23 protein-coding genes are annotated in these 23,669 nt (G+C 50.4%); 14 read left to right on the top strand and 9 right to left on the bottom strand.

The features are described 5' to 3' along the window. The first annotated feature begins 4 nt into the window (after positions 1–4). The 8 genes from lpdA to CYJ98_RS06785 all read left to right on the top strand — a co-directional run bounded on the left by lpdA (position 5) and on the right by CYJ98_RS06785 (position 6,438). A complete protein-coding gene (lpdA, locus tag CYJ98_RS06820) occupies positions 5–1,438 on the top strand; it encodes a dihydrolipoyl dehydrogenase (RefSeq protein ID WP_101755269.1) in 1,434 nt (477 codons plus the stop codon). A gap of 124 nt (positions 1,439–1,562) precedes the next feature. Next, positions 1,563–1,850, top strand: a complete 288-nt coding sequence (locus tag CYJ98_RS06815) for a hypothetical protein (RefSeq protein ID WP_004519272.1) — start codon at positions 1,563–1,565, stop codon at positions 1,848–1,850. 71 nt (positions 1,851–1,921) lie between these two features. Further along, positions 1,922–3,088, top strand: a complete 1,167-nt coding sequence (gene sucC, locus CYJ98_RS06810) for an ADP-forming succinate--CoA ligase subunit beta (RefSeq protein WP_049352726.1) — start codon at positions 1,922–1,924, stop codon at positions 3,086–3,088. A gap of 10 nt (positions 3,089–3,098) precedes the next feature. Further along, positions 3,099–3,989 carry a succinate--CoA ligase subunit alpha gene (gene sucD / locus CYJ98_RS06805; RefSeq protein ID WP_002221113.1) on the top strand — a complete coding sequence of 297 codons (891 nt, stop codon included), beginning with the start codon at positions 3,099–3,101 and terminating at the stop codon, positions 3,987–3,989. A 191-nt stretch (positions 3,990–4,180) separates the two neighbouring features. Beyond that, positions 4,181–4,615, top strand: a complete 435-nt coding sequence (locus tag CYJ98_RS06800; RefSeq protein ID WP_003686098.1) for a DUF883 family protein — start codon at positions 4,181–4,183, stop codon at positions 4,613–4,615. A gap of 109 nt (positions 4,616–4,724) precedes the next feature. Next, positions 4,725–5,132: a phage holin family protein gene (locus CYJ98_RS06795; protein ID WP_070632098.1), complete on the top strand. Its 408-nt coding sequence runs from the start codon at positions 4,725–4,727 to the stop codon at positions 5,130–5,132. Then, the gene (locus CYJ98_RS06790) at positions 5,113–5,379 is read left to right on the top strand and encodes a hypothetical protein (protein WP_101755270.1); all 267 of its coding nucleotides are present in this window, start codon (positions 5,113–5,115) and stop codon (positions 5,377–5,379) included. The genes CYJ98_RS06795 and CYJ98_RS06790 overlap by 20 nt, the downstream gene beginning before the upstream one ends. A gap of 225 nt (positions 5,380–5,604) precedes the next feature. Beyond that, complete coding sequence (locus CYJ98_RS06785) at positions 5,605–6,438, top strand: phosphatidylserine decarboxylase (RefSeq protein WP_101755271.1); 834 nt, start codon at positions 5,605–5,607, stop codon at positions 6,436–6,438. Between the two features lie 84 nt (positions 6,439–6,522). Here the strand turns inward: CYJ98_RS06785 and znuD are convergent, their stop codons facing one another. The 3 genes from znuD to CYJ98_RS06770 form a co-directional block, all read right to left on the bottom strand. After that, positions 6,523–8,811: a TonB-dependent zinc receptor ZnuD gene (gene znuD, locus CYJ98_RS06780; protein WP_101755272.1), complete on the bottom strand. Its 2,289-nt coding sequence runs from the start codon at positions 8,809–8,811 to the stop codon at positions 6,523–6,525. 218 nt (positions 8,812–9,029) lie between these two features. Continuing rightward, positions 9,030–9,512, bottom strand: a complete 483-nt coding sequence (locus CYJ98_RS06775) for a cupin domain-containing protein (protein WP_101755273.1) — start codon at positions 9,510–9,512, stop codon at positions 9,030–9,032. A 100-nt stretch (positions 9,513–9,612) separates the two neighbouring features. Then, positions 9,613–11,022 (bottom strand): leucyl aminopeptidase, encoded by a 1,410-nt coding sequence (locus tag CYJ98_RS06770; RefSeq protein ID WP_101755274.1) that lies wholly within the window; start codon positions 11,020–11,022, stop codon positions 9,613–9,615. Positions 11,023–11,180: 158 nt separating this feature from the next. Here CYJ98_RS06770 and lptF point away from each other — a divergent pair, with 158 nt between their 5' ends. From lptF to hflX, 4 genes are all read left to right on the top strand, one after another. Continuing rightward, entirely contained in the window at positions 11,181–12,296 is a 1,116-nt protein-coding gene (gene lptF / locus CYJ98_RS06765) for an LPS export ABC transporter permease LptF (protein ID WP_101755275.1), read from the top strand. Next, positions 12,293–13,363 carry an LPS export ABC transporter permease LptG gene (gene lptG, locus CYJ98_RS06760; RefSeq protein WP_101755276.1) on the top strand — a complete coding sequence of 357 codons (1,071 nt, stop codon included), beginning with the start codon at positions 12,293–12,295 and terminating at the stop codon, positions 13,361–13,363. Before lptF ends, lptG begins: the two co-directional genes overlap by 4 nt. Positions 13,364–13,482: 119 nt before the next feature. Further along, on the top strand, positions 13,483–14,703 hold the full coding sequence (locus CYJ98_RS06755; RefSeq protein WP_234395585.1) for a glycosyltransferase: 1,221 nt from the start codon (positions 13,483–13,485) through the stop codon (positions 14,701–14,703). 44 nt (positions 14,704–14,747) lie between these two features. Continuing rightward, a complete protein-coding gene (gene hflX / locus CYJ98_RS06750; RefSeq protein WP_101755277.1) occupies positions 14,748–15,908 on the top strand; it encodes a GTPase HflX in 1,161 nt (386 codons plus the stop codon). 68 nt (positions 15,909–15,976) lie between these two features. Here hflX and CYJ98_RS06745 read toward each other — a convergent pair whose 3' ends face one another. Next, entirely contained in the window at positions 15,977–16,102 is a 126-nt protein-coding gene (locus tag CYJ98_RS06745; RefSeq protein WP_003678791.1) for a hypothetical protein, read from the bottom strand. A gap of 361 nt (positions 16,103–16,463) precedes the next feature. On the opposite strand from CYJ98_RS06745, the gene CYJ98_RS06740 reads away from it, so the two are divergent. Together CYJ98_RS06740 and CYJ98_RS06735 are read left to right on the top strand one after the other, a co-directional pair. Continuing rightward, complete coding sequence (locus CYJ98_RS06740) at positions 16,464–18,950, top strand: heavy metal translocating P-type ATPase (protein ID WP_101755278.1); 2,487 nt, start codon at positions 16,464–16,466, stop codon at positions 18,948–18,950. A 37-nt stretch (positions 18,951–18,987) separates the two neighbouring features. Further along, a complete protein-coding gene (locus CYJ98_RS06735) occupies positions 18,988–19,428 on the top strand; it encodes a DNA polymerase III subunit chi (RefSeq protein WP_101755279.1) in 441 nt (146 codons plus the stop codon). A 76-nt stretch (positions 19,429–19,504) separates the two neighbouring features. Here CYJ98_RS06735 and CYJ98_RS06730 read toward each other — a convergent pair whose 3' ends face one another. The 5 genes from CYJ98_RS06730 to CYJ98_RS06710 all read right to left on the bottom strand — a co-directional run bounded on the left by CYJ98_RS06730 (position 19,505) and on the right by CYJ98_RS06710 (position 23,610). Further along, positions 19,505–19,942: a hypothetical protein gene (locus tag CYJ98_RS06730; RefSeq protein WP_101755280.1), complete on the bottom strand. Its 438-nt coding sequence runs from the start codon at positions 19,940–19,942 to the stop codon at positions 19,505–19,507. Between the two features lie 165 nt (positions 19,943–20,107). Beyond that, positions 20,108–20,518, bottom strand: coding sequence for a hypothetical protein (locus CYJ98_RS06725; RefSeq protein WP_070849582.1), 411 nt, complete (start codon positions 20,516–20,518; stop codon positions 20,108–20,110). A 486-nt stretch (positions 20,519–21,004) separates the two neighbouring features. After that, a complete protein-coding gene (locus tag CYJ98_RS06720; RefSeq protein ID WP_234395588.1) occupies positions 21,005–21,331 on the bottom strand; it encodes a purine permease in 327 nt (108 codons plus the stop codon). A 79-nt stretch (positions 21,332–21,410) separates the two neighbouring features. Beyond that, a complete protein-coding gene (locus CYJ98_RS06715; protein WP_101755281.1) occupies positions 21,411–22,061 on the bottom strand; it encodes a hypothetical protein in 651 nt (216 codons plus the stop codon). Positions 22,062–22,389: 328 nt separating this feature from the next. Then, a complete protein-coding gene (locus CYJ98_RS06710) occupies positions 22,390–23,610 on the bottom strand; it encodes an aspartate kinase (protein ID WP_003745649.1) in 1,221 nt (406 codons plus the stop codon). Positions 23,611–23,669 lie beyond the last annotated feature (59 nt).

The raw sequence follows: 23,669 nt of genomic DNA, 5'->3' as shown, positions 1-23,669 counted from the left end.
CACGATGTCTCAATATGATGTAGTAGTGATTGGTGCAGGCCCGGGCGGATACGTTGCCGCCATCCGTGCTGCGCAACTGGGTTTCAAAACCGCTTGCGTCGATGCAGGCGTTAACAAAGCAGGCAATGCCCCTGCATTGGGCGGTACTTGCTTGAACGTAGGCTGTATCCCTTCTAAAGCCCTGTTGCAATCCAGCGAACATTTCCACGCTGCGCAACACGATTTTGCCGAACACGGTATCACTGTCGGCGACGTAAAATTCGACGCGGCCAAAATGATTGAGCGCAAAGATGCCATCGTGACCAAACTGACCGGCGGCGTGAAATTCCTGTTCCAAAAAAACAAAGTAACCAGCCTGTTCGGTACTGCTTCCTTTGCCGGTAAAAATGGCGATGCTTACCAAATCGAAGTCGATAACAAAGGCGAGAAAACCGTTATCGAAGCCAAACACGTCATCGTAGCCACCGGTTCTGTACCGCGTCCGCTGCCACAAGTCGCTATCGACAACGTGAACGTATTGGATAACGAAGGCGCATTGAACCTGACTGAAGTACCTGCCAAACTCGGCGTGATCGGTTCCGGCGTGATTGGTTTGGAAATGGGTTCCGTATGGAATCGTGTGGGTGCAGAAGTTACCATTCTTGAAGCTGCGCCGACCTTCCTGGCTGCCGCCGACCAGCAAATCGCCAAAGAAGCCTTCAAATACTTCACCAAAGAGCAAGGCTTGAGCATCGAATTGGGCGTGAAAATCGGTGACATCAAGTCTGAAGGCAAAGGCGTTTCCGTTGCTTACGAAACTGCTGCCGGCGAAGCCAAAACCGAAGTATTCGACAAACTGATCGTTGCCATCGGCCGTATTCCAAACACCAAAGGCCTGAACGCCGAAGCCGTAGGCTTGGAAAAAGACGAACGCGGCTTTATCAAAGTAGATGGCGAATGCCGTACCAACCTGCCTAACGTATGGGCAATCGGCGACGTGGTTCGCGGCCCGATGTTGGCACACAAAGCCAGCGACGAAGGCGTTGCCGTTGCCGAACGCATTGCCGGTCAAAAACCGCATATCGACTTCAACAACGTACCATTCGTGATTTACACCGACCCTGAAATCGCTTGGGTGGGTAAAACCGAAGAGCAGCTCAAAGCCGAAGGCGTGGAGTACAAAAAAGGTACTTCAGGTTTCGGTGCAAACGGTCGCGCATTGGCAATGGGCAAAGCCAAAGGTACGGTTAAAGTGTTGGCAGATTCCAAAACCGACCGCATCTTGGGCGTACACATGATCGGCCCGGTTGTCAGCGAATTGGTTACCGAAGGCGTGACTGCGCTCGAATTCTTCGCCAGCAGCGAAGATATTGCCCGCATTATCCATGCTCACCCAACCTTGTCCGAAGTGGTTCACGAAGCTGCATTGGCGGCCGACAAACGCGCTTTGCACGGTTGATAGACATTAAAGCCGTCTGAAACTTTTCAGACGGCTTTAAGACCTTCGACAAATTGAATGTTTCGAGAGCTTCGTTTTCTGATTTATAATTCCGTCAGGCAAACAAACAGCATTTACATTCGTTATGAACAAAGAAATAGTCGGTATTTTCTTTATACCGATGGGCATCATCAGCATGTGTATGGCCGCATTGTGGCAAATGTATGTGATGATGACCGAAACTTATACGCTCAACCGTTTCAAAGATAAAGAATTGGTTTGGCGCGTGGCATTGTTGTTTATCAGTTTCAGCCTTGCCGTTTATCTGCTCTGCCCGAATTCGCGTAAAAAAGGCATTGTCTTTTTTATTCTCGGGGGAGGCGGCGCAACCATGTATCTGCTGGCGCGGATGTGGTTGCCCTTCAGTAAATAGTAGGGCCGTCTGAAAATATGGGATTGGCCGCAGGGCGATTCCTAAAACCCACTCACCTTAAGGAGAAATCCATGAATTTACACGAGTATCAGGCTAAAGAACTGCTGGCTAGCTACGGTTTGCCCGTACAAGGCGGTATTTTGGCACACAACGGCGAAGAAGCCGCTGCAGCTTACGACAAATTGGGCGGCAAATTCGCTGTTGTCAAAGCACAAGTACACGCCGGCGGCCGCGGTAAAGCGGGCGGCGTAAAAGTCGTTAAAAGCCGCGAAGAAGCTAAAGAAGTGGCTGAAAGCCTGATTGGCACCAACTTGGTAACTTACCAAACCGATGCCAACGGCCAACCTGTCAACAGCGTTTTGGTTTGCGAAGATATGTATCCTGTTCAAACCGAGCTGTACTTGGGCGCAGTGGTTGACCGTTCTACCCGCCGCGTTACATTCATGGCTTCTACCGAAGGCGGCGTGGAAATTGAAAAAGTTGCTGCCGAAACTCCAGAAAAAATCTTCAAAGTAACCGTTGATCCGCTGGTCGGCCTGCAACCTTGCCAAGCTCGCGAAGTTGCCTTCCAACTGGGCTTGAAAGACAAACAAATCAACGAGTTCGTCAAACTGATGACCGGCGCGTACAAAGCGTTTGTCGAAAACGACTTCGCCCTGTTTGAAGTAAACCCATTGGCAGTCCGTGAAAACGGCGACTTGGCCTGTGTAGACGGCAAAATCGGTATCGACAGCAACGCGCTCTACCGCCTGCCGAAAATTGCCGCTTTGCGCGACAAATCTCAAGAAAACGAACGCGAGCTGAAAGCTTCCGAATTCGACCTGAACTATGTTGCCCTGGAAGGCAACATCGGCTGTATGGTTAACGGTGCCGGTTTGGCGATGGCCACTATGGACATCATCAAACTGAAAGGCGGCCAGCCTGCCAACTTCTTGGACGTCGGCGGCGGCGCAACCAAAGACCGCGTGGTTGAAGCGTTCAAACTGATTCTGGAAGACAAATCCGTTAAAGGCGTATTGATCAACATCTTCGGCGGTATCGTACGTTGCGACATGATTGCGGAAGCCATCGTGGCAGCCGTTAAAGAAATCAACGTCAACGTTCCTGTCGTTGTTCGTTTGGAAGGTAACAACGCCGAACTCGGCGCGAAAATCCTGAACGAATCAGGTCTGAAACTGACTTCTGCAGACGGCCTGAATGACGCAGCCGAAAAAATTGTTGCAGCCGTAAACGCCTAAGGAGAAAAGAATGAGCGTATTGATTAATAAAGACACCAAAGTATTGGTTCAAGGTTTCACTGGTAAAAACGGTACTTTCCACTCCGAACAAGCTCTGGCTTACGGCACTAAAGTTGTCGGCGGCGTTACCCCAGGAAAAGGCGGTCAAACCCACCTGAACCTGCCTGTATTCAACACTATGAAAGAAGCCGTTAAAGAAACCGGCGCTGACGCATCTGTAATTTACGTTCCCGCTCCGTTTGTTTTGGATTCTATCGTTGAAGCCGTTGATTCAGGCGTAGGCTTGGTCGTTGTGATTACCGAAGGCGTGCCTACTTTGGATATGCTCAAAGCCAAACGTTACTTGGAAACCAACGGCAACGGTACCCGCTTGGTCGGCCCTAACTGCCCAGGCGTGATTACTCCGGGTGAGTGCAAAATCGGCATTATGCCGGGCCACATCCACACTCCTGGCCGCATCGGTATCATTTCCCGTTCCGGTACATTAACTTACGAAGCCGTGGCACAAACCACCAAACTGGGCTTGGGTCAATCAACCTGTATCGGTATCGGCGGCGACCCGATTCCGGGCATGAACCAAATCGACGCGCTGAAACTCTTCCAAGAAGACCCAGATACCGACGCCATCATCATGATCGGTGAAATCGGCGGTACTGCGGAAGAAGAAGCAGCCGAATACATCCAATCCAACGTAACCAAACCTGTTGTCGGCTACATCGCAGGTGTGACCGCTCCTAAAGGCAAACGTATGGGCCACGCCGGTGCGATTATCTCCGGTGGTAAAGGTACTGCCGAAGAAAAATTTGCCGCTTTCGAAAAAGCCGGCATCGCCTACACCCGCAGTCCTGCCGAGTTGGGCACTACCATGCTGGAAGTGTTGAAAGCAAAAGGTTTGGCATAAGACTTAAGTCTTTAAGCTGAATGGAAAAGGTCGTCTGAAGTTTTCAGACGGCTTTTTTAAGTTTCATTGGATTGTTTTCATAATAAGCACTTAATTTTATTTAAATTAACGTTTATTTTAGAATAAACGGTTATAATTTATTAACAGATAAACAGTCTGTAACCATATCAACCTATATCAAGGAGAAAAGCATGAAAAAACACGATTTTGAAGCACGTCGCGAGGCTTTGCTGAAAGACATCCGAGAAGTGATGGATGATGTGGAAGAATTGTACCGCAATGGTGTTGAAGCCGGTTCGGAAGAGGGCAGCAAAGCTCGAGCCAAATTGGAAGAAAAATTGGCCGTAGCCAAAGAGCGTTTGAGCCGTTTTGAAGAAGAGGCCGGCGAGCGTCTGCGCCATCATGCCGAGCGTGCGCGTGAAAAATACGAGCAGTTTGAGGAAGCGGCTCAGGAGCGTTTGAAAGAAGGCAAAGAACGTTTTGCCGAATTTGAAGCCGATGCAGGTGCGCGTTTGAAACGCGGTGCCAAACACGCTGATGAAGTGGTGCATGAAAAACCATATTATGCGATGGGTTTTGCCGCATTGGCCGGTTTGGTTGTCGGTGTGTTGTTGAACCGTCGTTAATGTGAATATGTTAAGGCCGTCTGAACAGGCGTGCACATGAAATCATGGATTTCATTGCGCCGTGCAGACGGCCTTAGCCTTATTTTTCCTGGGGAAAAGGATAGTTAAGATGGGAATTCGCCAGCGTTTTGAACATGGCAAGGCTTTGTTGAATCAGGGCGCGGATTTGCTGCTGTTGCGTTTGCAGGTATTGAGCTTGGATTTGACGCGTCAGGCGGAGAATGTGTTCCGTTTAGCAATCTGGCTGGTGTTGTCCGGCGCGCTGTTGATGGTGGGCTTGGTCGGTTTGTTATTTGGCTTGAACCGCGTGCTGTCGGATGTGGCTGCTTTGTGGGTATTTTTCGGCATTTTCTTTGTAAGCCTGTTGATTATTGCTGTATTGTTCCGCAAAGTATCGGCAGATTATCGGGAGCAGGGCAGCCGTGTGGCTGAGACCTTGCAGGATATTCGATCGGACATTGCGTATTTGCGCGGTGAGATAGACAAGGATGCGGACGATGAAGCGACAGGAGTATGAAGAAGCGCGCGAGCTGCTGCTTTTAGAAGCCAAGCTGGTGCGGCTGCGGATTGAAGCAGAAAATTTGAAACTGCGTAAAGCGGAAGAAGGTAATGCTCGACAGACTAATCGCTTGGTAATGTTGGCCGATGTGGCGTATCAGTTGAGCCAAACGCGTTTGCTGTCTCAACGCTCTTTGTTCTCTACATCGCGCCGTCGGCATTGGATTTGGCTGGTATTGGCAATCATACTGGGTTTGTCGAGATAACCGAGGGCAGAGGTTTGGTTAAAATGATATTTGCGGCGTGTTGTTGGCTCGTGTGAGCCGCTTGTTGAGGACGCTGCGTCATTGTGTTGCCGAAACTGAAACTTTATCTATGTTGAGTATTTTTTACAAAAGACACCGGCCGTCTGAACATTTCAGACGGCCTCAATGTTTGGAGTTTCAGATATAATGGCGGCAATTTTGAAATTATTAAATGAAGGATAAATGATGAACCGTTTGTATCCCCACCCGATTATCGCCCGTGAGGGCTGGCCGATTATCGGCGGCGGTTTGGCTTTGAGCCTGCTGGTGTCGATGTGCTGCGGCTGGTGGTCTTTGCCGTTTTGGGTGTTTACCGTATTTGCCCTGCAGTTTTTCCGCGACCCTGCGCGTGAGATTCCGCAAAATCCTGAAGCGGTGTTGAGCCCTGTTGACGGCCGTATCGTGGTGGTCGAGCGCGCACGCGACCCGTATCGTGATGTCGATGCTTTGAAAATCAGTATTTTTATGAACGTGTTCAACGTGCATTCGCAAAAATCGCCTGCCGATTGTACGGTAACGAAAGTGGTCTATAACAAAGGCAAATTCGTGAATGCGGATTTGGACAAAGCCAGCACGGAAAACGAACGTAATGCGGTTTTGGCAACTACGGCTTCTGGTCGTGAAATTACTTTTGTTCAAGTGGCCGGTCTGGTGGCACGCCGTATTTTGTGCTACACCCAAGCAGGTGCGAAACTGTCTCGCGGCGAACGCTATGGCTTTATCCGTTTTGGCTCGCGCGTGGATATGTATCTGCCTGTCGATGCGCAGGCGCAAGTGGCGATTGGCGATAAAGTCACCGGCGTCAGCACTGTATTGGCGCGTTTGCCGCTGACTGCGCCGCAAACTGAATCTGAGCCTAAAGCCGCCGCTGCTCCACAAGCTGCGCCTGCTTCTCAAGCTACTCCGGCTTCTCAAGCTGCTCCGGTTGAAACAGTGGCAAGCCAATCTACCGAACAGCAGCAAATTGAAGCGGCGGCGGCTAAGATTCAAGCGGCTGTGCAAGATGTATTGAGAGATTAATAGTCAGTTTTAAATGATTGGTTAAAACAAGAAAAAGGTTTTCAGACGGCCGTCTGAAAACCTTTTTTATTTGCCTGTCCGATTTTAAAACTTCACGTTAACGCCGCCGGTAAAGCTGCGGCCCATTTGCGGCGTATCGGAGAGGAAGCTGCTGTGGGCGTAAACGGATTGGTTGAGCAGGTTGTCGGCTTTGACGTACCAATTCCACTCGCCATAGCGCGTATTGCGGCGGTAGTTTGCGCCGAGGTTGAGCATATGGTGTCCGGGCGTGCGCGTTTCGTAGCGGGCGAGTTTGTTTTGGGCGAACACGCGGTAGTAGTCCAAATTGGCATCGATACGGTCGGTCAGCGAGGCTTTCAGGTGGAAGCCGAGGCGCGCAGCCGGAACGCGGGGTGCGTTTTGGTCGTCCTGTGCAATGAAAGGACGGTTGCCGTAGGCATCTTCCCTACCGGGTAGGGACGGCAGGTTTTTCAGACGGCCTCGTACATAGTCGCCGGAAACGCCGATGCGGTAGCGCGGTGTCGGTTTGAAGTAGATTTCGCCTTCTGCACCGTAGAAGTCGGCGCCGGATTGGTTGTAGCGCACGAGCTTCATTTCGCTGTCGTCTTCGATGGATTTGGGGCCGCGTCCGTCGTTTAAGGTTTGGGCGTAAATGTAGTTGCCGAAGCGGTTGCGATAGAGTGCCAGATTGTATTGCCAGCGGTCGCCTTCATAGCCCAGCGCGAGTTCGATATTGTTGGAACGCTCTTTGTTGAGGTGTTTGTTGCCGACTTCAAAAGTGTTGGTGGCGACGTGTTTGCCGTGTGCGTACAGCTCTTGCGTTGACGGCAGGCGTTCCTGATGGGAGGCGGTCAGGCTGAGTTTGTGTTGTGGCGTGAAATACCAGTTGCCCGAAAGTGCGAACGAGCGGGCGGTTTGGCGGTGCGCGCCGAGGTCGGGCAGGGGTTGGTTGTAGTAGTTTTCTCGATCAATCAATGCTTTGTCGTACTGAATGGAGGCTTTTTGTTTTTCCACGCGTACGCCACCTTCTAGCGTGAAATTGTCCCAGTTTGCCTGTTCTACACCGAAAAAGCTGTAATGGCGCACATTGTTGTCAATCAACATCGGTTGTTGGACGGTTTCTGGAATGGCAGAAAGCGCGCTGGATTTTTGTCCCAAATATTGCACGCCCCAGCTGCCTTTCAGACGGCCTATGGGTTGGTGGCGCAACTCGATACGGGCGTTGTGTGTTTTATTGTTGAAGAAGTTTTCTACTGCATCGCCTGCTTTTTCGTCGTGGTGGTAGTCATTGCGGTTCAGGTGTACGCGCAGGGCTTCAAAACCGGGGAACGGTTGCTTCCATTCGGCGCGGAGTTCGTAGCGTTTGTTGCGCAGGTCTATCCAAGGTTTGCCGTTGTGGGCATGGGCGTGTGCATCATCGTCGTCGTGAAAGCCGCAGCTCAAGCCCGGATTGTCGTAATCGACGTCTTCTTCGGTCAATAGGTGCGGATAAAGCTGCAAATAGCGTTTGTTAATCAAGCTCTTTTGCCAGATGATGTCGGCGTGGCAGTCGTCGTAGAGATGGCTGTGGGCAGGCAGGCCGTAGCGGTCGCGACGGTCGCTGTACGCCACGCCGAGGAAACCTTTATCCCCAACCCAAGACAGGCCGATGCTGCCGGTTTTTGAATCGGCATGGCTGTCGGGTAGTCGTTTCAGACGGCCTTCTTCTTTTTGATAGCGCGGTACGGCGTAATCGCCCGATTTGCGGTACAAGCCTTCGGTATGCAGCACGAAGTTGTTGCCCAAACCGATATTGATGCCTGCAGATGTCAGTTTTTCCAAATTGCCGCTACTCAAACGCAATCCGGCTTCGCCCGATACGCCGTTTTCAGGCATTTTTTCGGGGATTTTGCCATCGGCAACATCGACCAAACCGGCCACATTGCCCGAGCTGTACAAAAGCGTAACCGGGCCGCGCAGGATTTCGACCTGTTGCGACAAGGCGCTGTCCACCATCAGGGCATGGTCGGGCGAGAAATCCGCCATGTCGCCCGTTTCGCCGTGATGGTTCAACACTTTAATTCGTCTGCCTGTTTGACCGCGAATAACGGGAGCGGATGCGCCGCCGCCGTATTGCGAGGCATGAATGCCCGGTACGCCGTCTAAAGCATCGCCCAAGTTGACGGCTTTTTGGCGCAAGGTATCGCCGGAGATGATTTTGTCGGAGGCGGTCGAAGTGTGCAACAGCCCCGAAGTGGCGCGCGGACGGCTTTTGCCGACGACGGTAACCTCTTCCAAGTCAACCGACTGCTCGGTTTCATGCGCTTGGGAGAGGATGGGGGTGCTGATTAAAAGAATAGATAAAACAATGGGTTTGAGTGTAGTTTGTGTCATTTTAGTTTCTCATCATATTTCGAAAGGATGTTATTATATAACATTGCGTCATTTATATGATAAGATTTTTGAGAAAAAAGGCCGTCTGAAAACGAAGCGTGGTTTTCAGACGGCCTTTAGCTTGTATGTAGGTTTAAATGAAAACGGAACAATCTCTCTGCAGCCTGGTTTGGGTAAGGCAGAAAGTCATGGCAGATTGTTTGCTTTCATTGAAAGCATTACTTGGTTTCGGCGGCTTTAGCGCCAGTGGTCTCTGCAATCAGATCAAGGAATACCAAAGGTTTTTTGCCGATATTTTTGAGTGCGTGGGACTGTCCAGGGCGGGCGATGGTAATGTCGCCGGCACCGACTTCGGTTTGTTTGCCTTCGCTATCGGTAAATAGGCCTTTGCCGGATACGATGATGTAAACGTCTTCATTGCCGGTATGTTTGTGTTGGCCGATGGAGGCACCCGGTGGTAGTGTGAGCCAGCCGATTTCTTTGAATGCGTCTTGGTCGGCGGTTTGATGGCGAGTGAAGGCAAAGCTGCCGAGCAATGGGCCTTGACCTCCGGCTGCGTTTTCGCGGTTCCATTCTGCTAAGTCGGCTTTTTTGTACACTTGGATGCTGCGGTCGGTGGGGGTGGTTTGTTCGGCAGCTTGAGCGCTTATGGATATGCCGAGCAGAAGGGCGACAGATAATGCGGCAAATAGTGGTTTCATGGTGGTTCTCCGTTTGTCAGGTTGAGTCAGATAATGCCGATTCCGTTTTCAGACGGCCTGCGGGGTTGAAATGTGTAACCCCGCAGGCTTCCCCCAAGATTTATTTCACATTGCGCAGATAGTTCAACAATAAAGGAACAGGGCGGCCGGTCGCGCCTTTTTCACCGCCGGATTTCCATGCGGTACCTGCGATGTCGAGGTGTGCCCATGGATAGTCTTCGGTGAAGTAAGACAGGAATGTTGCGGCGGTAATCGTGCCTGCACCCGGCGTGCCGATGTTTGGAATGTCGGCAAAGTTGGATTTGAGTTGGTCTTTGTAGGTTTCAAAGAGCGGCAGTTGCCATGCTTTATCGTCCACGTTGCGGGAAGCGGCCAGCAGGCTGTCGACCAAATCTTGATTGTTGCCCATCACGCCGCTGACGTCATGACCCAAGGCGATGATGCACGCGCCGGTCAGGGTGGCGACGTCGATAACGGCTTTAGGTTTGAATTGTTCGGCGTAAGTGAGCGCGTCACACAAAATCAGACGGCCTTCAGCATCGGTGTTTAATACTTCGATGGTCAAGCCTTTCATGCTTTTCACGACGTCGCCCGGTTTGTTGGCCGCGCCGGAAGGCATGTTTTCACAAGTGGCGACGATGGCAATCAGGTTGATCGGCAGTTGCAGTTTGACGGCGGCGCAGAAGGTGCTGATGACGGTTGCCGCGCCGCACATGTCGAACTTCATTTCGTCCATGTTCAGGCCGGGTTTGAGGGAAATGCCGCCGGTGTCGAAGGTAATGCCTTTGCCGACCAATACCACAGGCGCGGCTTCTTTATCGGCCGCACCGAAATAGCTCAATTCGACCAAATATGGGTCTTCGACGCTGCCTTTGGCGACAGACCAAAACGAACCCATGTTTTCTTTGATGTAGTCTTTTTCAATGATTTTAGCGTGTGCGCCCAATTTTTCGGCTTCGGCTTTGGCGGTACGCGCGAGGAATTCAGGCGTGCATTCGTTGGGCGCGGCATTGCCCAAGTCGCGGCAGAGGCTTTGTCCGTAAACTTGCGCTTCGGCAACGCGCAGGGCTTCTTTGACGGCGGTCTCGTGTGCGCTGTGGAACACGGCTTCTGCAAATTTGGCAGGTTTGGCTTCTTTTTTGTAGCGGTCGAAACGGTAGGCGGTATTGCCGAACGCAATCGCAAACGCTTCGACAATGGCTGCTGCTTGCGCTTCATCGAAAGCGTGAACGTCCACATTGACCGTTTCTTGATTTTGCGCCCATTTGGCGGCTTCGGCTGCGGCTTTGTTCAATGCGGCGCGGTCGGTTTTAGCGAGGCGGGCGACGGCAATGGCTTGCAAACCGTTGTCCGTCGGGATTTTGGTGTCGGCGAAATTTTGACCTTCTTCAAGGGAAGCGAAGAGGGCGAGGGCAGTCGGGTTGCTCAGTTGAGATGCTTCGGCGCAGACAAATAATTGCGCACCTGCCTGTTGAGCCTGCAAAGTTTCGGCTTTTGTGCTAAATTTCACGTTTATTCTCCTGATTGGAACGATTGTCGGTTGTTCAGACGGCCTGTTGACCAGCTGTCCGAACAGATGAAAATCATTGTACTCCATTTGTGTCATGCCGTCTGAAGCCTTATTAATAAATATAGGTTTCCCATAAACCGTATACCACGCTCAATCTTATGATTTACCAAAGAAACTTTATTAAAGAACTTTCCTTTACCGCCATCGGCATCTTTGTCGTCCTCTTGGCGGTATTGGTGTCCACGCAGGCCATCAACCTGCTTGGCCGTGCAGCCGACGGGCGTGTCGCCATCGATGCTGTGTTGGCCTTAGTCGGCTTTTGGGTAATCGGCATGACCCCGCTTTTGCTGGTGTTGACCGCATTTATCAGCACGTTGTCTGTATTGACCCGCTACTGGCGCGACAGCGAGATGTCGGTTTGGCTCTCCTGTGGATTGGCATTGAAACAATGGATACGCCCGGTCATGCAGTTTGCCGTGCCGTTTGCCATCCTGATTGCCGTCATGCAGCTTTGGGTGATGCCGTGGGCAGAGTTGCGCAGCCGCGAATATGCCGAAATCTTGAAGCAGAAGCAGGAATTGTCTTTGGTGGAAGCCGGCGAGTTCAATAGCTTGGGTAAGCGCAACGGCAGGGTTTATTTTGTCGAAACCTTCGATACTGAATCCGGCATCATGAAAAACCTGTTCCTGCGCGAGCAGGACAAAAACGGCAACGACAACATCGTTTTTGCCAAAGAGGGCAATTTTTCGCTGACCGACAACAAACGTACGCTTGAATTGCGCGACGGCTACCGTTACAGCGGTACGCCCGGCAAAGCCGATTACAACCGCGTTTCTTTCCAACACCTCAGCCTGATTATCAGCACCACGCCCAAACTCATCGACCCTGTTTCACACCGCCGTACCATTCCGACCGCCCAACTGATTGGCAGCAGCAATCCCCAACACCAAGCGGAATTGATGTGGCGTATTTCCTTGACCGTCAGCGTTTTGTTGCTTTGTCTGCTTGCCGTGCCGCTTTCTTATTTCAATCCGCGCAGTGGCCACACCTACAACATCTTGATTGCCATCGGTTTGTTTTTGGTTTACCAAAACGGGCTGACCTTTCTGCGCAATGCTGTGGAAGACGGCAAAATCCATTTTTGGCTCGGACTGCTGCCTATGCACATCATCATGTTTGTGATTGCCGTCGTCCTGCTGCGCGTGCGCAGTATGCCCAGCCAACCCTTTTGGCAGGCGGTTGCCAAAAGTCTGACATTGAAAGGCGGAAAATGAACCTGATTTCACGTTACATCATCCGTCAAATGGCGGTTATGGCAGTTTACGCCCTCCTAGCCTTCCTCGCTTTGTACAGCTTTTTTGAAATCATCAACGAAGTCGGCGATCTTGGAAAAGGCAGCTATAACGGCGCAAAATTGGGGCAGTATGTTTTCATGCAGATGCCTGCGCGCGCATATGAACTGATGCCGCTTGCCGTTTTGATCGGCGGTCTGATTTCCCTCAGCCAACTGGCTTCCGGCAGCGAGCTGACCGTTATCAAAGCCAGCGGCATGAGCACCAAAAAGCTGCTGTTGATTCTGTCGCAGTTCGGTTTGATTTTCGCCATTGCCACCGTCGCTCTTGGCGAATGGGTTGCTCCCACGCTGAGTCAAAAAGCCGAAAACATCAAAGCCGCCGCCATCAACGGCAAAATCAGTACCGGCAATACCGGCCTTTGGTTGAAAGAAAAAAACAGCATCATCAACGTGCGCGAAATGTTGCCCGACCATACGCTTTTGGGCATCAAAATTTGGCAGCGCAACGATAAAAACGAACTGACCCAAGCGGCGGAAGCCGAATCGGCCGTTTTGAATCCTGACGGCAGCTGGCAGCTGAAAAATATCCGCCGCAGCATATTGGGCGAAGATAAAGTCGAAGTTTCTACTGCCACTGAAGAAAACTGGCCGATTTCCGTCAAACGCAACCTGATGGATGTATTGCTCGTCAAGCCCGACCAAATGTCTGTCGGCGAATTGACCACCTACATCGACCATCTGGAAAAAAATAACCAAAATACCCAAGTCTATGCCATCGCATGGTGGCGCAAGCTGGTGTATCCCGTTGCCGCATGGGTGATGGCGCTTGTTGCCTTCGCCTTTACGCCGCAAACGACGCGCCACGGCAATATGGGCTTGAAACTTTTTGGCGGTATCTGTCTCGGTTTGCTGTTCCACTTTGCCGGACGGCTCTTCGGCTTTACCAGCCAGTTGTACGGCGTGCCGCCGTTTTTGGCAGGCGCATTGCCGACGGTTTTGTTTGCACTGTTGGCGGTGTATCTGATACGTCGTCAGGAAAAAAGATAAGGCAAAATAAACTTCAGGCCGTCTGAAAGGCAATCTTCAGACGGCCTGAGTATTTTGTGTGCAAAAAACAAAATGCTAAAGTAAAATAATACCTTTCCAAACCAATGCGGCTATTAAAAATGTCCCAAACCATCTGCTTGAATATGATTGTCAAAAACGAAGCGGCAATCATCGAAGAAACACTGGCCAACATCACCGACCACATCAAACTTGACTACTATGTCATCAGCGACACCGGCTCGACCGATGATACCGCCGGCGTGATCCGCCGCTTTTTCGATGCAAAGGGCATCGCAGGCGAGATTCATCATGATGGTTGGCAAAATTTTGCATACAACCGCAATCAGGCGTTGAAACACGCAAAAGACAAAACCGATTACGTGTTGATTTTTGATGCGGACGACCGCTTTGAAGGTAAATTGGAATTGCCCGAGCTGACCGCCGACCGTTACCGCCTCCGCATGAGAAATGCCATGGGCAGCGTGGTTTATTACCGTCCGCTGTTGTTGCGCAATGACGGTACATTCTACTGGCGCGGCGTGTTGCACGAATTTATCGAAACCGATAAACAAGATACCAGCGAAGCCACGCTTCATGGCGACTATACGGTTCTCAGCGGCCGTTTCGGCGCACGCAGCAATATGGTGAACAAATACCTGCTTGACGCCGTTTCTTTGGAGAAAGCGTTTTACAGCCCTGAAGATGAAGACCTGAAACCGCGTTACGCCTTTTATGCGGCGCGTTCTTATTGGGATTCCGATATGCCCGAGCGTTCGAGTGAATGGTTTAAAAAACGCATCGAGTTGGGCGGTTGGATCGAGGAAGTGACGGTTTCTTACCAACAGCTGGGCGAGTGCTACAAATTAATGGGCAAACGCGATGAAGCCTTGGCGACTTGGTTGGCAGGCTACGATTACAACCCGCGCCGTGCCGAGTGTCTCTACCTTGCGCAAACCATGCTGCGTCAGGAAGGAAAATACCGTATTTCCCATGCAATCGGCCTGATGGCGAAACGTATCCCGTTCCCGAAAGACGATATTCTTTTTGTCCAAAGCAATGTTTATCAGTTGGACATCGACTATGAATTGTCGGTTACCGCCTATGCGGCCGGCGATTTGCGCCAAGGCTATGAGTCTTGTCGCCACTTGCTCTTGCTGAATGTACGCGAGGCATTGACCACGGTGACTATGCAAAATATGTGGCTCTACCGCGAACACGCGCAAACAGAAACGCGTGAAGTGTTGGAGCAACTGGTGGCCGTCATGCAGCCTTATGCCGAGCAGGGCGGACGTTTGGCGGAAGTGACCGAATATTTTGCCGATATTTTGAAAAACCGTTAATCAGCACTTTGCCCCGGCCATAAGGCCGTCTGAAAGGAAATTTTTTGAGCAAGCGCAATCTGTTTTCCGTCGATAAATCTTTGGAAAAGCCCGAACGCGTCCTCTTGGTCGGCGTGATGCTGACGGCGGACTATTCCGGCGCAAACGAAACGCGTGAGCGTGGCTTTCAGACGGCCTTGACCGAAGCGGCAGAATTGGTGGGCGCGGCCGGCGGCGATTTGGTTTCTATCGAAACTTCACGCCGAGATAAACCGCATCCGGCTTTGTTTGTCGGTACGGGCAAGGCGGAAGAGTTGGCGGCAGTGGTGAAGCAGCATGATGTCGGGCTGGTCGTGTTCAACCACGAACTCACGCCGACACAAGAGCGAAATCTGGAAAAAGAGCTTCAATGCCGCGTCCTCGACAGAGTGGGTTTGATTTTGGCGATTTTCGCCAAACGCGCCCAATCGCAGGAAGGTAAGTTGCAAGTGGAGTTGGCCCAGCTGAACCATTTGAGCGGACGGCTGGTACGCGGTTATGGACATTTGCAAAGTCAGAAGGGCGGTATCGGCTTGAAAGGGCCGGGCGAAACCCAGCTGGAAACCGACCGCCGTTTAATCGGACAAAAAATCACGGCATTGAAAAAACAGCTTGCCGATGTCCGCAAACAACGCGCCACGCGCCGCAAATCGCGCATGAGCGGCCGTCTGAAAACCTTTGCCATTGTCGGCTATACCAATGCCGGAAAATCCAGCCTGTTCAACCGCCTGACCAAAGCAGACGTATTGGCGAAAGACCAGTTGTTCGCCACTTTGGATACCACTGCGCGTCGGCTTTTCCTGTCGCACGAGGCGAGTGTGATTTTGACCGATACCGTCGGCTTCGTCCGCGATTTGCCGCACAAGCTGGTGTCGGCGTTTTCTGCTACTTTGGAAGAGACGGCGATGGCGGATGTGCTACTGCACGTCGTTGATGCGTCCAATCCCGATTTTGAACGGCAGATGGACGATGTCAACGAAGTCTTGGAAGAAATCGGCGCGCATGAAATTCCGCAATTGGTGGTGTACAACAAAATCGATTTGCTGCCGTCGGGTATGCGTGAAGCAGGCATTTTGCGCGACAACTCCGGGCAGGCCGTCGGCGTGAATGTTTCCGTTGCCGAAAGTTTGGGCTTGGACGGTTTGCGCGAAGCGATGATTGAATTGGCCGTACAGCCAAATGCTTGATAGTATGGAATGAAACAAGGCCGTCTGAATGTTCAGACGGCCTTACCGTAAAATTTTAAATCTGAGGATTATGCCGACAGAGGGCTTTTCTTTTTGAACACGCTTTCGTAAAGCATCCAAGCGGCGAGGCTCAGGTATACGGTGCTGGACAAAATGCCGATAACGGCGAAGATAGGCATAAGGCGATCAATCATGGTGAGGTTTCCCAATAAGTTAGTTTTATAAGTAAATGTGTGTTTTTTGATTTCCGTCTTCGCGGAATGCCTAAAGTATGCTGCTCAAATGGATTGAGGTCAATAAAAAATGTATTAGGATTTTTAAAAAAGTTCCATTTTTACATTAAAATAATCGGAAGTTTTTAAAGATAAACGGTATTTATATGTTACCGTTCATTATTTGATAAACGGTCAATACTTTGTTTTCCATATTTTTTATAAAATTCGACAGTCTATTAATTCAAAAGTAAATGAAATGAGGCAGAAAAACGCTTTTTGCTAAAATGTAACACCCTGAAACGATTGTTTCAGGCCGTCTGAAAAATAAATCGAACACATTATGACATCTTCCACACATCCCCAAAAAAACTGCTTCCATTGCGGACTTGAAGTCCCGGATCATCTGCATTTGACGGTTCGTTTTGAAGACGAAGAACACGAAACCTGCTGCGCCGGTTGCCAAGCAGTTGCGCAGAGTATTATTGATGCCGGTTTGGGCAATTATTACAAACAGCGTACTGCAGACGCGGAAAAATCCGAATTGCCGCCACCGGAAGTGTTGTCGCAATTAAAGCTATACGATTTGCCCGAAGTGCAGGCTGATTTTGTCGAGGTTGGTGCAGGGGATGAGCGCGAGGCAGTGTTGATGCTGGGCGGCATTACCTGCGCCGCGTGTGTGTGGCTGATTGAGCAGCAGTTGTTGCGCATGAAGGGCGTAGTGCGCGTGGATTTGAATTACAGTACCCACCGCTGCCGCGTGGTGTGGGACAGCGCCCACATCGAATTGTCGGATATTTTGCTAAAAATCCGCCAAACCGGTTATACCGCCGCGCCTTATGATGCACAAAAAATCGAAGCGCAGGCGCAGAAAGAGCGCAAGCAGTTTATCGTCAGATTGGCCGTAGCCGGTCTGGGTATGATGCAGACGATGATGTTTGCCCTGCCGACTTATTTTTACGGCGGCGACATCGAGCCGCTTTATTTGGAAATCCTGCATTGGGGCGGCTTTTTGATGGTGTTGCCCGTTGTGTTTTACAGCGCGTTGCCGTTTTACCGCGGCGCCTGGCGCGACTGGAAAAACCGCCGTGTCGGCATGGATACGCCGATTGCCATTGCCATTGTGATGACCTTTATCGCCGGTATTTACAGCCTGGCCACCAACGCAGGGCAGGGCATGTATTTTGAATCCATCGCCATGCTGCTGTTTTTCCTGTTGGGCGGGCGTTTTATGGAACAGATTGCCCGACGAAAAGCAGGCGATGCGGCGGAGCGGTTGGTCAAACTGGTTCCGGCATTTTGCCACCGTTTGCCGGCTTATCCGGAAAGCGAAGCCATCGAGGAAGCCGCAGTCGTCCGCCTCAATATCGGCGATACGATTGTTGTGAAACCCGGCGAAGTCATTCCGGTGGACGGTACGGTTTTGTCCGGCGAGAGCGAAGTTAACGAAGCCATGTTGACCGGCGAAAGCCTGCCCATCGTGAAAAGGCCGTCTGAAAAAGTAACCGCCGGCACGCTCAACACCAGCAGCCCGTTAATCATCCGCACCGACCATACTGGCGGCAACACGCGCCTGTCCCATATCGTCAAACTGCTCGACCGTGCGCTGGCGCAAAAACCGCGAGCCGCCGAGTTGGCCGAAAAATACGCGTCCAGTTTCGTGTTTGGCGAGCTCTTGCTTGCTATTCCCGTTTTTATCGGCTGGGCTTGGTATGCCGACGCGCACACCGCCTTGTGGATTACCGTCGCCCTGCTGGTCATTACCTGCCCGTGCGCCTTATCGCTTGCCACACCGACCGCGCTGGCCGCTTCGACCGGTGCGCTGGCCAAAGACGGCATTCTCATCAGCGGCAAACAAAGCCTGGAAACCCTTGCTCAAATTGACGATGTCGTGTTCGACAAAACCGGTACGCTGACCAAAGGGCAGCTTTCCGTCAGCCGGATGTTGTCCGCAGGCCGTCTGAACGAAGCCCAAGCCCTTGCCATTGCCCAAGCATTGGAGCAGCAATCCGAACACCCCATCGCCCGTGCCATTTTGAACCATACGCTTTCAGACGGCCCTGTATCCGCGCTTGATGTGAAAGTACAGCAACGGGTCAACCGTATCGGACACGGTGTCAGCGCGCAAATCGAATTGTATGGCGAAACCCAAGTGTGGGCTTTGGGCAAAGCGGCGTTTGTTGCGGAAATTGCCGGTAATCTGCCTGAAACATTTGCCCATATCGACCACACAGGCGGCATTATTTTCTTGGGCAATCAAAGCGGTTTTCAGACGGCCTTTTTGCTGGAAGACCAAATCAAAGACAGCGCCGCCGAAATGTTGCAAAACCTGAAACAGCACGGCATCCGTCTGCACCTTTTAAGCGGCGACCGTCAGGCTGCCGTCGCCCAAGTTGCGCAAGAGCTGGGTTTGGATGCCTATCGTGCCGAAGCCACGCCAGAAGACAAGCTGGCCTATGTAGAAAATCTACAAAAACAAGGGTGTAAAGTCATGATGATCGGCGACGGGATCAATGATGCCCCCGTCCTTGCCCAAGCCGACGTGTCGGCCGCCGTGGCCACGAGTGCCGATGTGGCGCGCGACGGTGCCGATGTGGTTTTGCTCAATGATGATTTGAACGTTTTGCCCGTGATGATGGAACAGGCACGCCGCACCCATCAAATCATCCGCCAAAACCTGACTTGGGCGAGCGCATACAATCTGGTTGCCGTTCCTCTGGCCGTATTTGGTTACGTGACCCCGTGGATCGCCGCGCTCGGCATGAGTTTCAGCTCGCTGTTGGTGTTGGGCAATGCCTTGAGATTGTTGAAAACCAAAAAAGCCGTCTGAAAACGGCCAATCCATTGCTCAAACGAAAGAATACGCCATGCCTAAAGCCACTTTTTATACACACGTCGCCCAACCGGCCGCCTTTGCCTGCCGCCTGATTGCGCGCGCCATACGCGATGGTGGGCAGATTTTGGTGTGGTCGGATTCCGCTGCGGCAGTGCAGCAACTTGACATCGATTTGTGGCAGCAAATTCCCGAAAGCTTTATTCCGCATGAAGTCTGGCTGCCTACCGACCCCATGCCGTCTGAAACGCCGGTGTTGCTTGCGTTTGGAAACGCATTGCCGAATATTCCGCAGGATTGCATGGTTTTAAACCTGTCTGCCGATTTCTGGAGCCAAGCCCCGTCCATTCCAAACCGTATCCTTGAAATTGTGGGCAACAGCTTAGAAGATTTGGCCGAAGCCCGAGACCGTTTCCGAGCTTATCGTCAGAGCGGATTTGAGATTGAGCATTTTTCGAGAGAAGGAAAGGATTGAGTGTTGAAGATATTCAAGGCCGTCTGAATATAAACAAAGGGACATTTTGATGATGTCCCTTTGTTTTTTAGATTGATTATCGGAAGGTTTCGCGCCATATGCCATAAAATATGAGGCAACAGCAGAAAGCGTAGAAATAGTGGAAAAAGCGTTCGAAAAGGGAAGTATTGGCAAGATACCATTGAACAGACTGATGGTGGTGTTGGGGATTTTTGAGGATTAAGTTGGGGAAACGGACAATCGAAGGTACGGCAAACAAGTCAAACAGATTGAGGAAGATAGTAACCAATAATGAAAAACCGATTGTCTCATGAAATACGTCGAATGGTTGCAATGAAATGGTGTGTGCAAATAATAGGGAGGTCAGGGTAGATTTGTTGGACATCCATAAATAAAACAGCCCACCGATAGACAGGTAAAGCGCAAACCGGACCCATATGGATAGTTTGCGTGGCAAATAAAGGATGAAGAATAAGTTGAGCAGGATAAAGAAAATAGGAAAAACGGATTTCATGGGTTTGTTTGCTTACAGTTTGGTATTTAAAGCTGCTAAGGGAAACGCATTATTGATTGTATGAAAGGCCGTCTGCCATTCTATTTTATGGCCGTCTGAAAAAGATTTGCGTAAGGGCAAGGATTTCAGACGGCCTTAAGTTTTTTGAAGTCAAAAAATGATGGTTTAGGATTCGGTTTTTGAGGCCGCGTTGGCGAAATAGCGGTTGGATACCGGATTGAAGATGAGGAGCAGCAAAACAGGGTGGAGTATGGATTGAATAATGATTTGTTGGGAACTATAGCTCGCCATATCGCTATACACCATGATCAACGAAGCGGCCGCCAACAAAACAGCCAGCCAACGGGCGGAACGGTTGCCTGAAAGCAGACCGACGGCAATAAATACCGGCAAGGAAAGGAGTATGAAGTATAGGGGCATAGACAGCCACCAAGGCAGGAAAGGGAATGCCGAGGCTGCAACCTCTATCAGTACATCGCCCGAATAAATCGCAAGAGCAACGGTGGTAAAGCAAGTAAGGGCAGTTAGGATGAAATAGAGAACGGTGGCGATGGTAACAGGGATTGGACGTTTCATGTAATAAAAGCCTTGGATAGAATATCGGGGATGAGGATTAAAATCGGTATCGGCCAAACCTTGTTATCGAAGGCAATGGCCGTCTGAAAGCAGGCTATTCGTCTTTCTCAAATGAAGAAAGCTTGATAATGGCAGGCTGGAAGACTGCAACCAAATAGATCATGATAGGGAGGATAAGATACGTAAAAGGAATATCTGCGCGCAATAGTGCAATTAGAAAGGCAAGGTATAATGTCAGCAGGGCAAGGAAAATAACGCTCTTTTTCCATGTCGCTTGGCGGATTTCTTTGCAGTCGGTTGCTTATAGCGGACTTTTTTGTGGCAGGTCGGACATTCTTTAATACTTTTCAATCCTTTGAATGCACTACCTCGAATCGGATTGGAACAATGCGGGCAAGAGAATGGGGACGGTTTCATTATTTTTTTATCGGGCTGGATAAGGCATTGCCCATCCGGAAAAGCGGGTTGGATGGGCAACGTATATGTTTATTCGTCTTTTTCAAAAGATGAAAGTTTGTTTTGAATCGGGATAATGTAGTAGACGAGAAAGCCGATAACTAATACCGTACTGATATATGGGGGGAATGTACCAAACAGGCTGATCATTATTGCCGCTACGATGCAGACAACGACTACAAAAATAGCGAAAGGTTTCAGCAAAGCTTTGAAATATTCGCCGACAGGCGGTTTTTTGAATTTGACTTTTTTATGGCAGGAAGGACATTCTTTGACTGCGGCCAAACCTTTAACCAATCCGCCTTGGATCGAAGCATGGCAGTGTGGGCAGGGGAGAGAAGGATTAAGATTGTTCATTGTATTCAATCTGACTTAGGGTTTGGAAAGGTGGTATCGATATTGCCGATACCACCGCTATTTATCGGAAACAATAGGCTTATTGGGAATATTTTTTACCTAAAGCTTCGGCTGCTTTTTGTAATTCTTGATTGGCGGCACGCAGGGTTTCTTGCAATTTTTGAGATTTTTCTTGGAAATCATTGGCAAATTTGAGCGAATCTTTATCTTTACTATCGATAGTCAGTTCAGTAGCATACTTGCTTCCATAAATCATAAACTCATTAATTGTACTGTTGACTTGCACAGTTCGATCTAAAACTGCTTTGATTTCAGGATCTTTGATATCAATAGCAGCTGCACTTTGATGGAATTGTTCCAGTGCGGCAGTCAGTTTTTTTATCTGCTCGATAGTCTCGGCTTCTTTATTCTGTCTAGCCAACTGTTGCAATTCTTGACCTATTCGACCAATTTTTTGAGCTTCCTCACCAGTAATGAAGTTATTGAATTTTTGCAATTCGGCAAGACCGTCTGGAGATTTTTTATCGGAAATGACGATAGGTTCGGCCAGTTTAGGATCTGCTTCCGGGAATTCACTCAGGGCTTTTTCGTATTTGTTGGCCGGGCTAGATTCGCTTTGGGCAACTTGTTCTGCCGGTTTGTCGCTGCTGCCTTTATTGCCGGAGTCGCCGCAGGCTGCCAGTAGGGAAGCGGTCAAGATCAGCATACCGAATTTGTTTAATACGTTCATATTAGGATTCCTTCTTAAGTTAGGGGAAACGGGAAAATTTGTTTTTATTGATGAGTGTAGATAATTATTTGTACTTTTGTTCTATTTTATTACAAATTTGTTTATTTTTCATAAATTAGGTTAAGTGGTATGTTTTTGGAATTAAACGGCAAAGATGGATGGTCGTAAAATATTAAACATATAATGAAATTAACAAGGGTAATAAGGTTGGCTATGCTGTTTTGAACTAAAGTAGATTTTTTATTAAGATATTGTTGGTTGATGCGATAGGAATAAAAAAGGCCGTCTGAAACAATAAAGTTTCAGACGGCCTTTTGATTGGCTGGAATTAGTTGCCCAAGTCGAATGCTTTATGCAGAACGCGGGTGGCCAGTTCCATGTATTTTTCGTCAATCAGGACGGATACTTTGATTTCGGAAGTTGAAATCATTTGGATGTTGATGCCTTCTTCTGCGAGGGTGCGGAAGATTTTGGCGGCTACGCCGACGTGTGAACGCATGCCCAAGCCGACTGCGGAGACTTTGCATACGGTGTCGTCGCCGTCGATGTAGGCTGCGCCGATGCTGTCTTGACGTTGTTGCAGGATTTCGATGGTTTGTTTGTAGTCGCTGCGCGGTACGGTGAAGGAGAAGTCGGTTGTGCCTTCGCTGCCGACATTTTGGATGATCATGTCGACTTCGATGTTGGCATCGGCAACTGCGCCGAGGATTTGGTAGGCAACGCCGGGTTTGTCGGGTACGCCGCGTACGTTGATGCGGGCTTGGTTTTTGTCGAATGCGATACCGGTTACGGCTGCTCTTTCCATGTTGTCGTCCTCTTCAAAGGTAATCAGGGTGCCGTCGCCGCCTTCTTGCAGGCTGCTGAGTACGCGCAGGCGCACTTTGTATTTTCCGGCGAATTCTACGGAGCGGATTTGTAAAACTTTTGAGCCGAGGCTGGCCAATTCGATCATTTCTTCGAATGTGATCGTGTCCATGCGGCGTGCTTCGGGTACGACGCGCGGGTCGGTGGTGTAAACACCGTCTACGTCGGTATAAATTTGGCATTCGTCGGCTTTGAGGGCTGCGGCAAGTGCAACGGCGGAGGTGTCGGAGCCGCCGCGGCCGAGGGTTGAGATATTGCCTTCGCTGCTGATGCCTTGGAAACCGGCTACGATAACGACTTTGCCCTCGGCGAGGTCGGCACGCATTTTTTCGTCATCGATGCTTTCGATGCGGGCTTTGGTGTGGGAAGTGTCGGTTTTGAGGGCAACCTGCCAGCCGGTGTAGCTCTTGGCGTCAACGCCGATGTCTTTCAGGGCCATGGCCAGCAGGCCGATGGTTACTTGTTCGCCGGTGGCAAGGACGACGTCCAGCTCGCGCGGATCGGGATGTTCTTGCATTTCGTGCGCCAGGGCGACCAGTCGGTTGGTTTCGCCGCTCATGGCGGATACGACGACTACGATGTCGTGTCCTTCGGCGCGGGCTTTGGCGACACGTTTGGCTACGTTTTTGATGCGTTCGGGCGAGCCTACTGATGTGCCGCCGTATTTATGTACGATTAACGCCATGTTTCGTGCTTTCTTGTGGGGGTTGTCGGGCAGCTTGGTTTGCTGGAAAAAGGGTTATT

Source organism: Neisseria perflava, from assembly GCF_002863305.2.
GTDB classification, from domain to species: domain Bacteria; phylum Pseudomonadota; class Gammaproteobacteria; order Burkholderiales; family Neisseriaceae; genus Neisseria; species Neisseria perflava_A.
The sequence above is the reverse complement of the archived record's forward strand: the minus strand, read 5'-3'. Positions and strand labels throughout refer to the sequence as shown.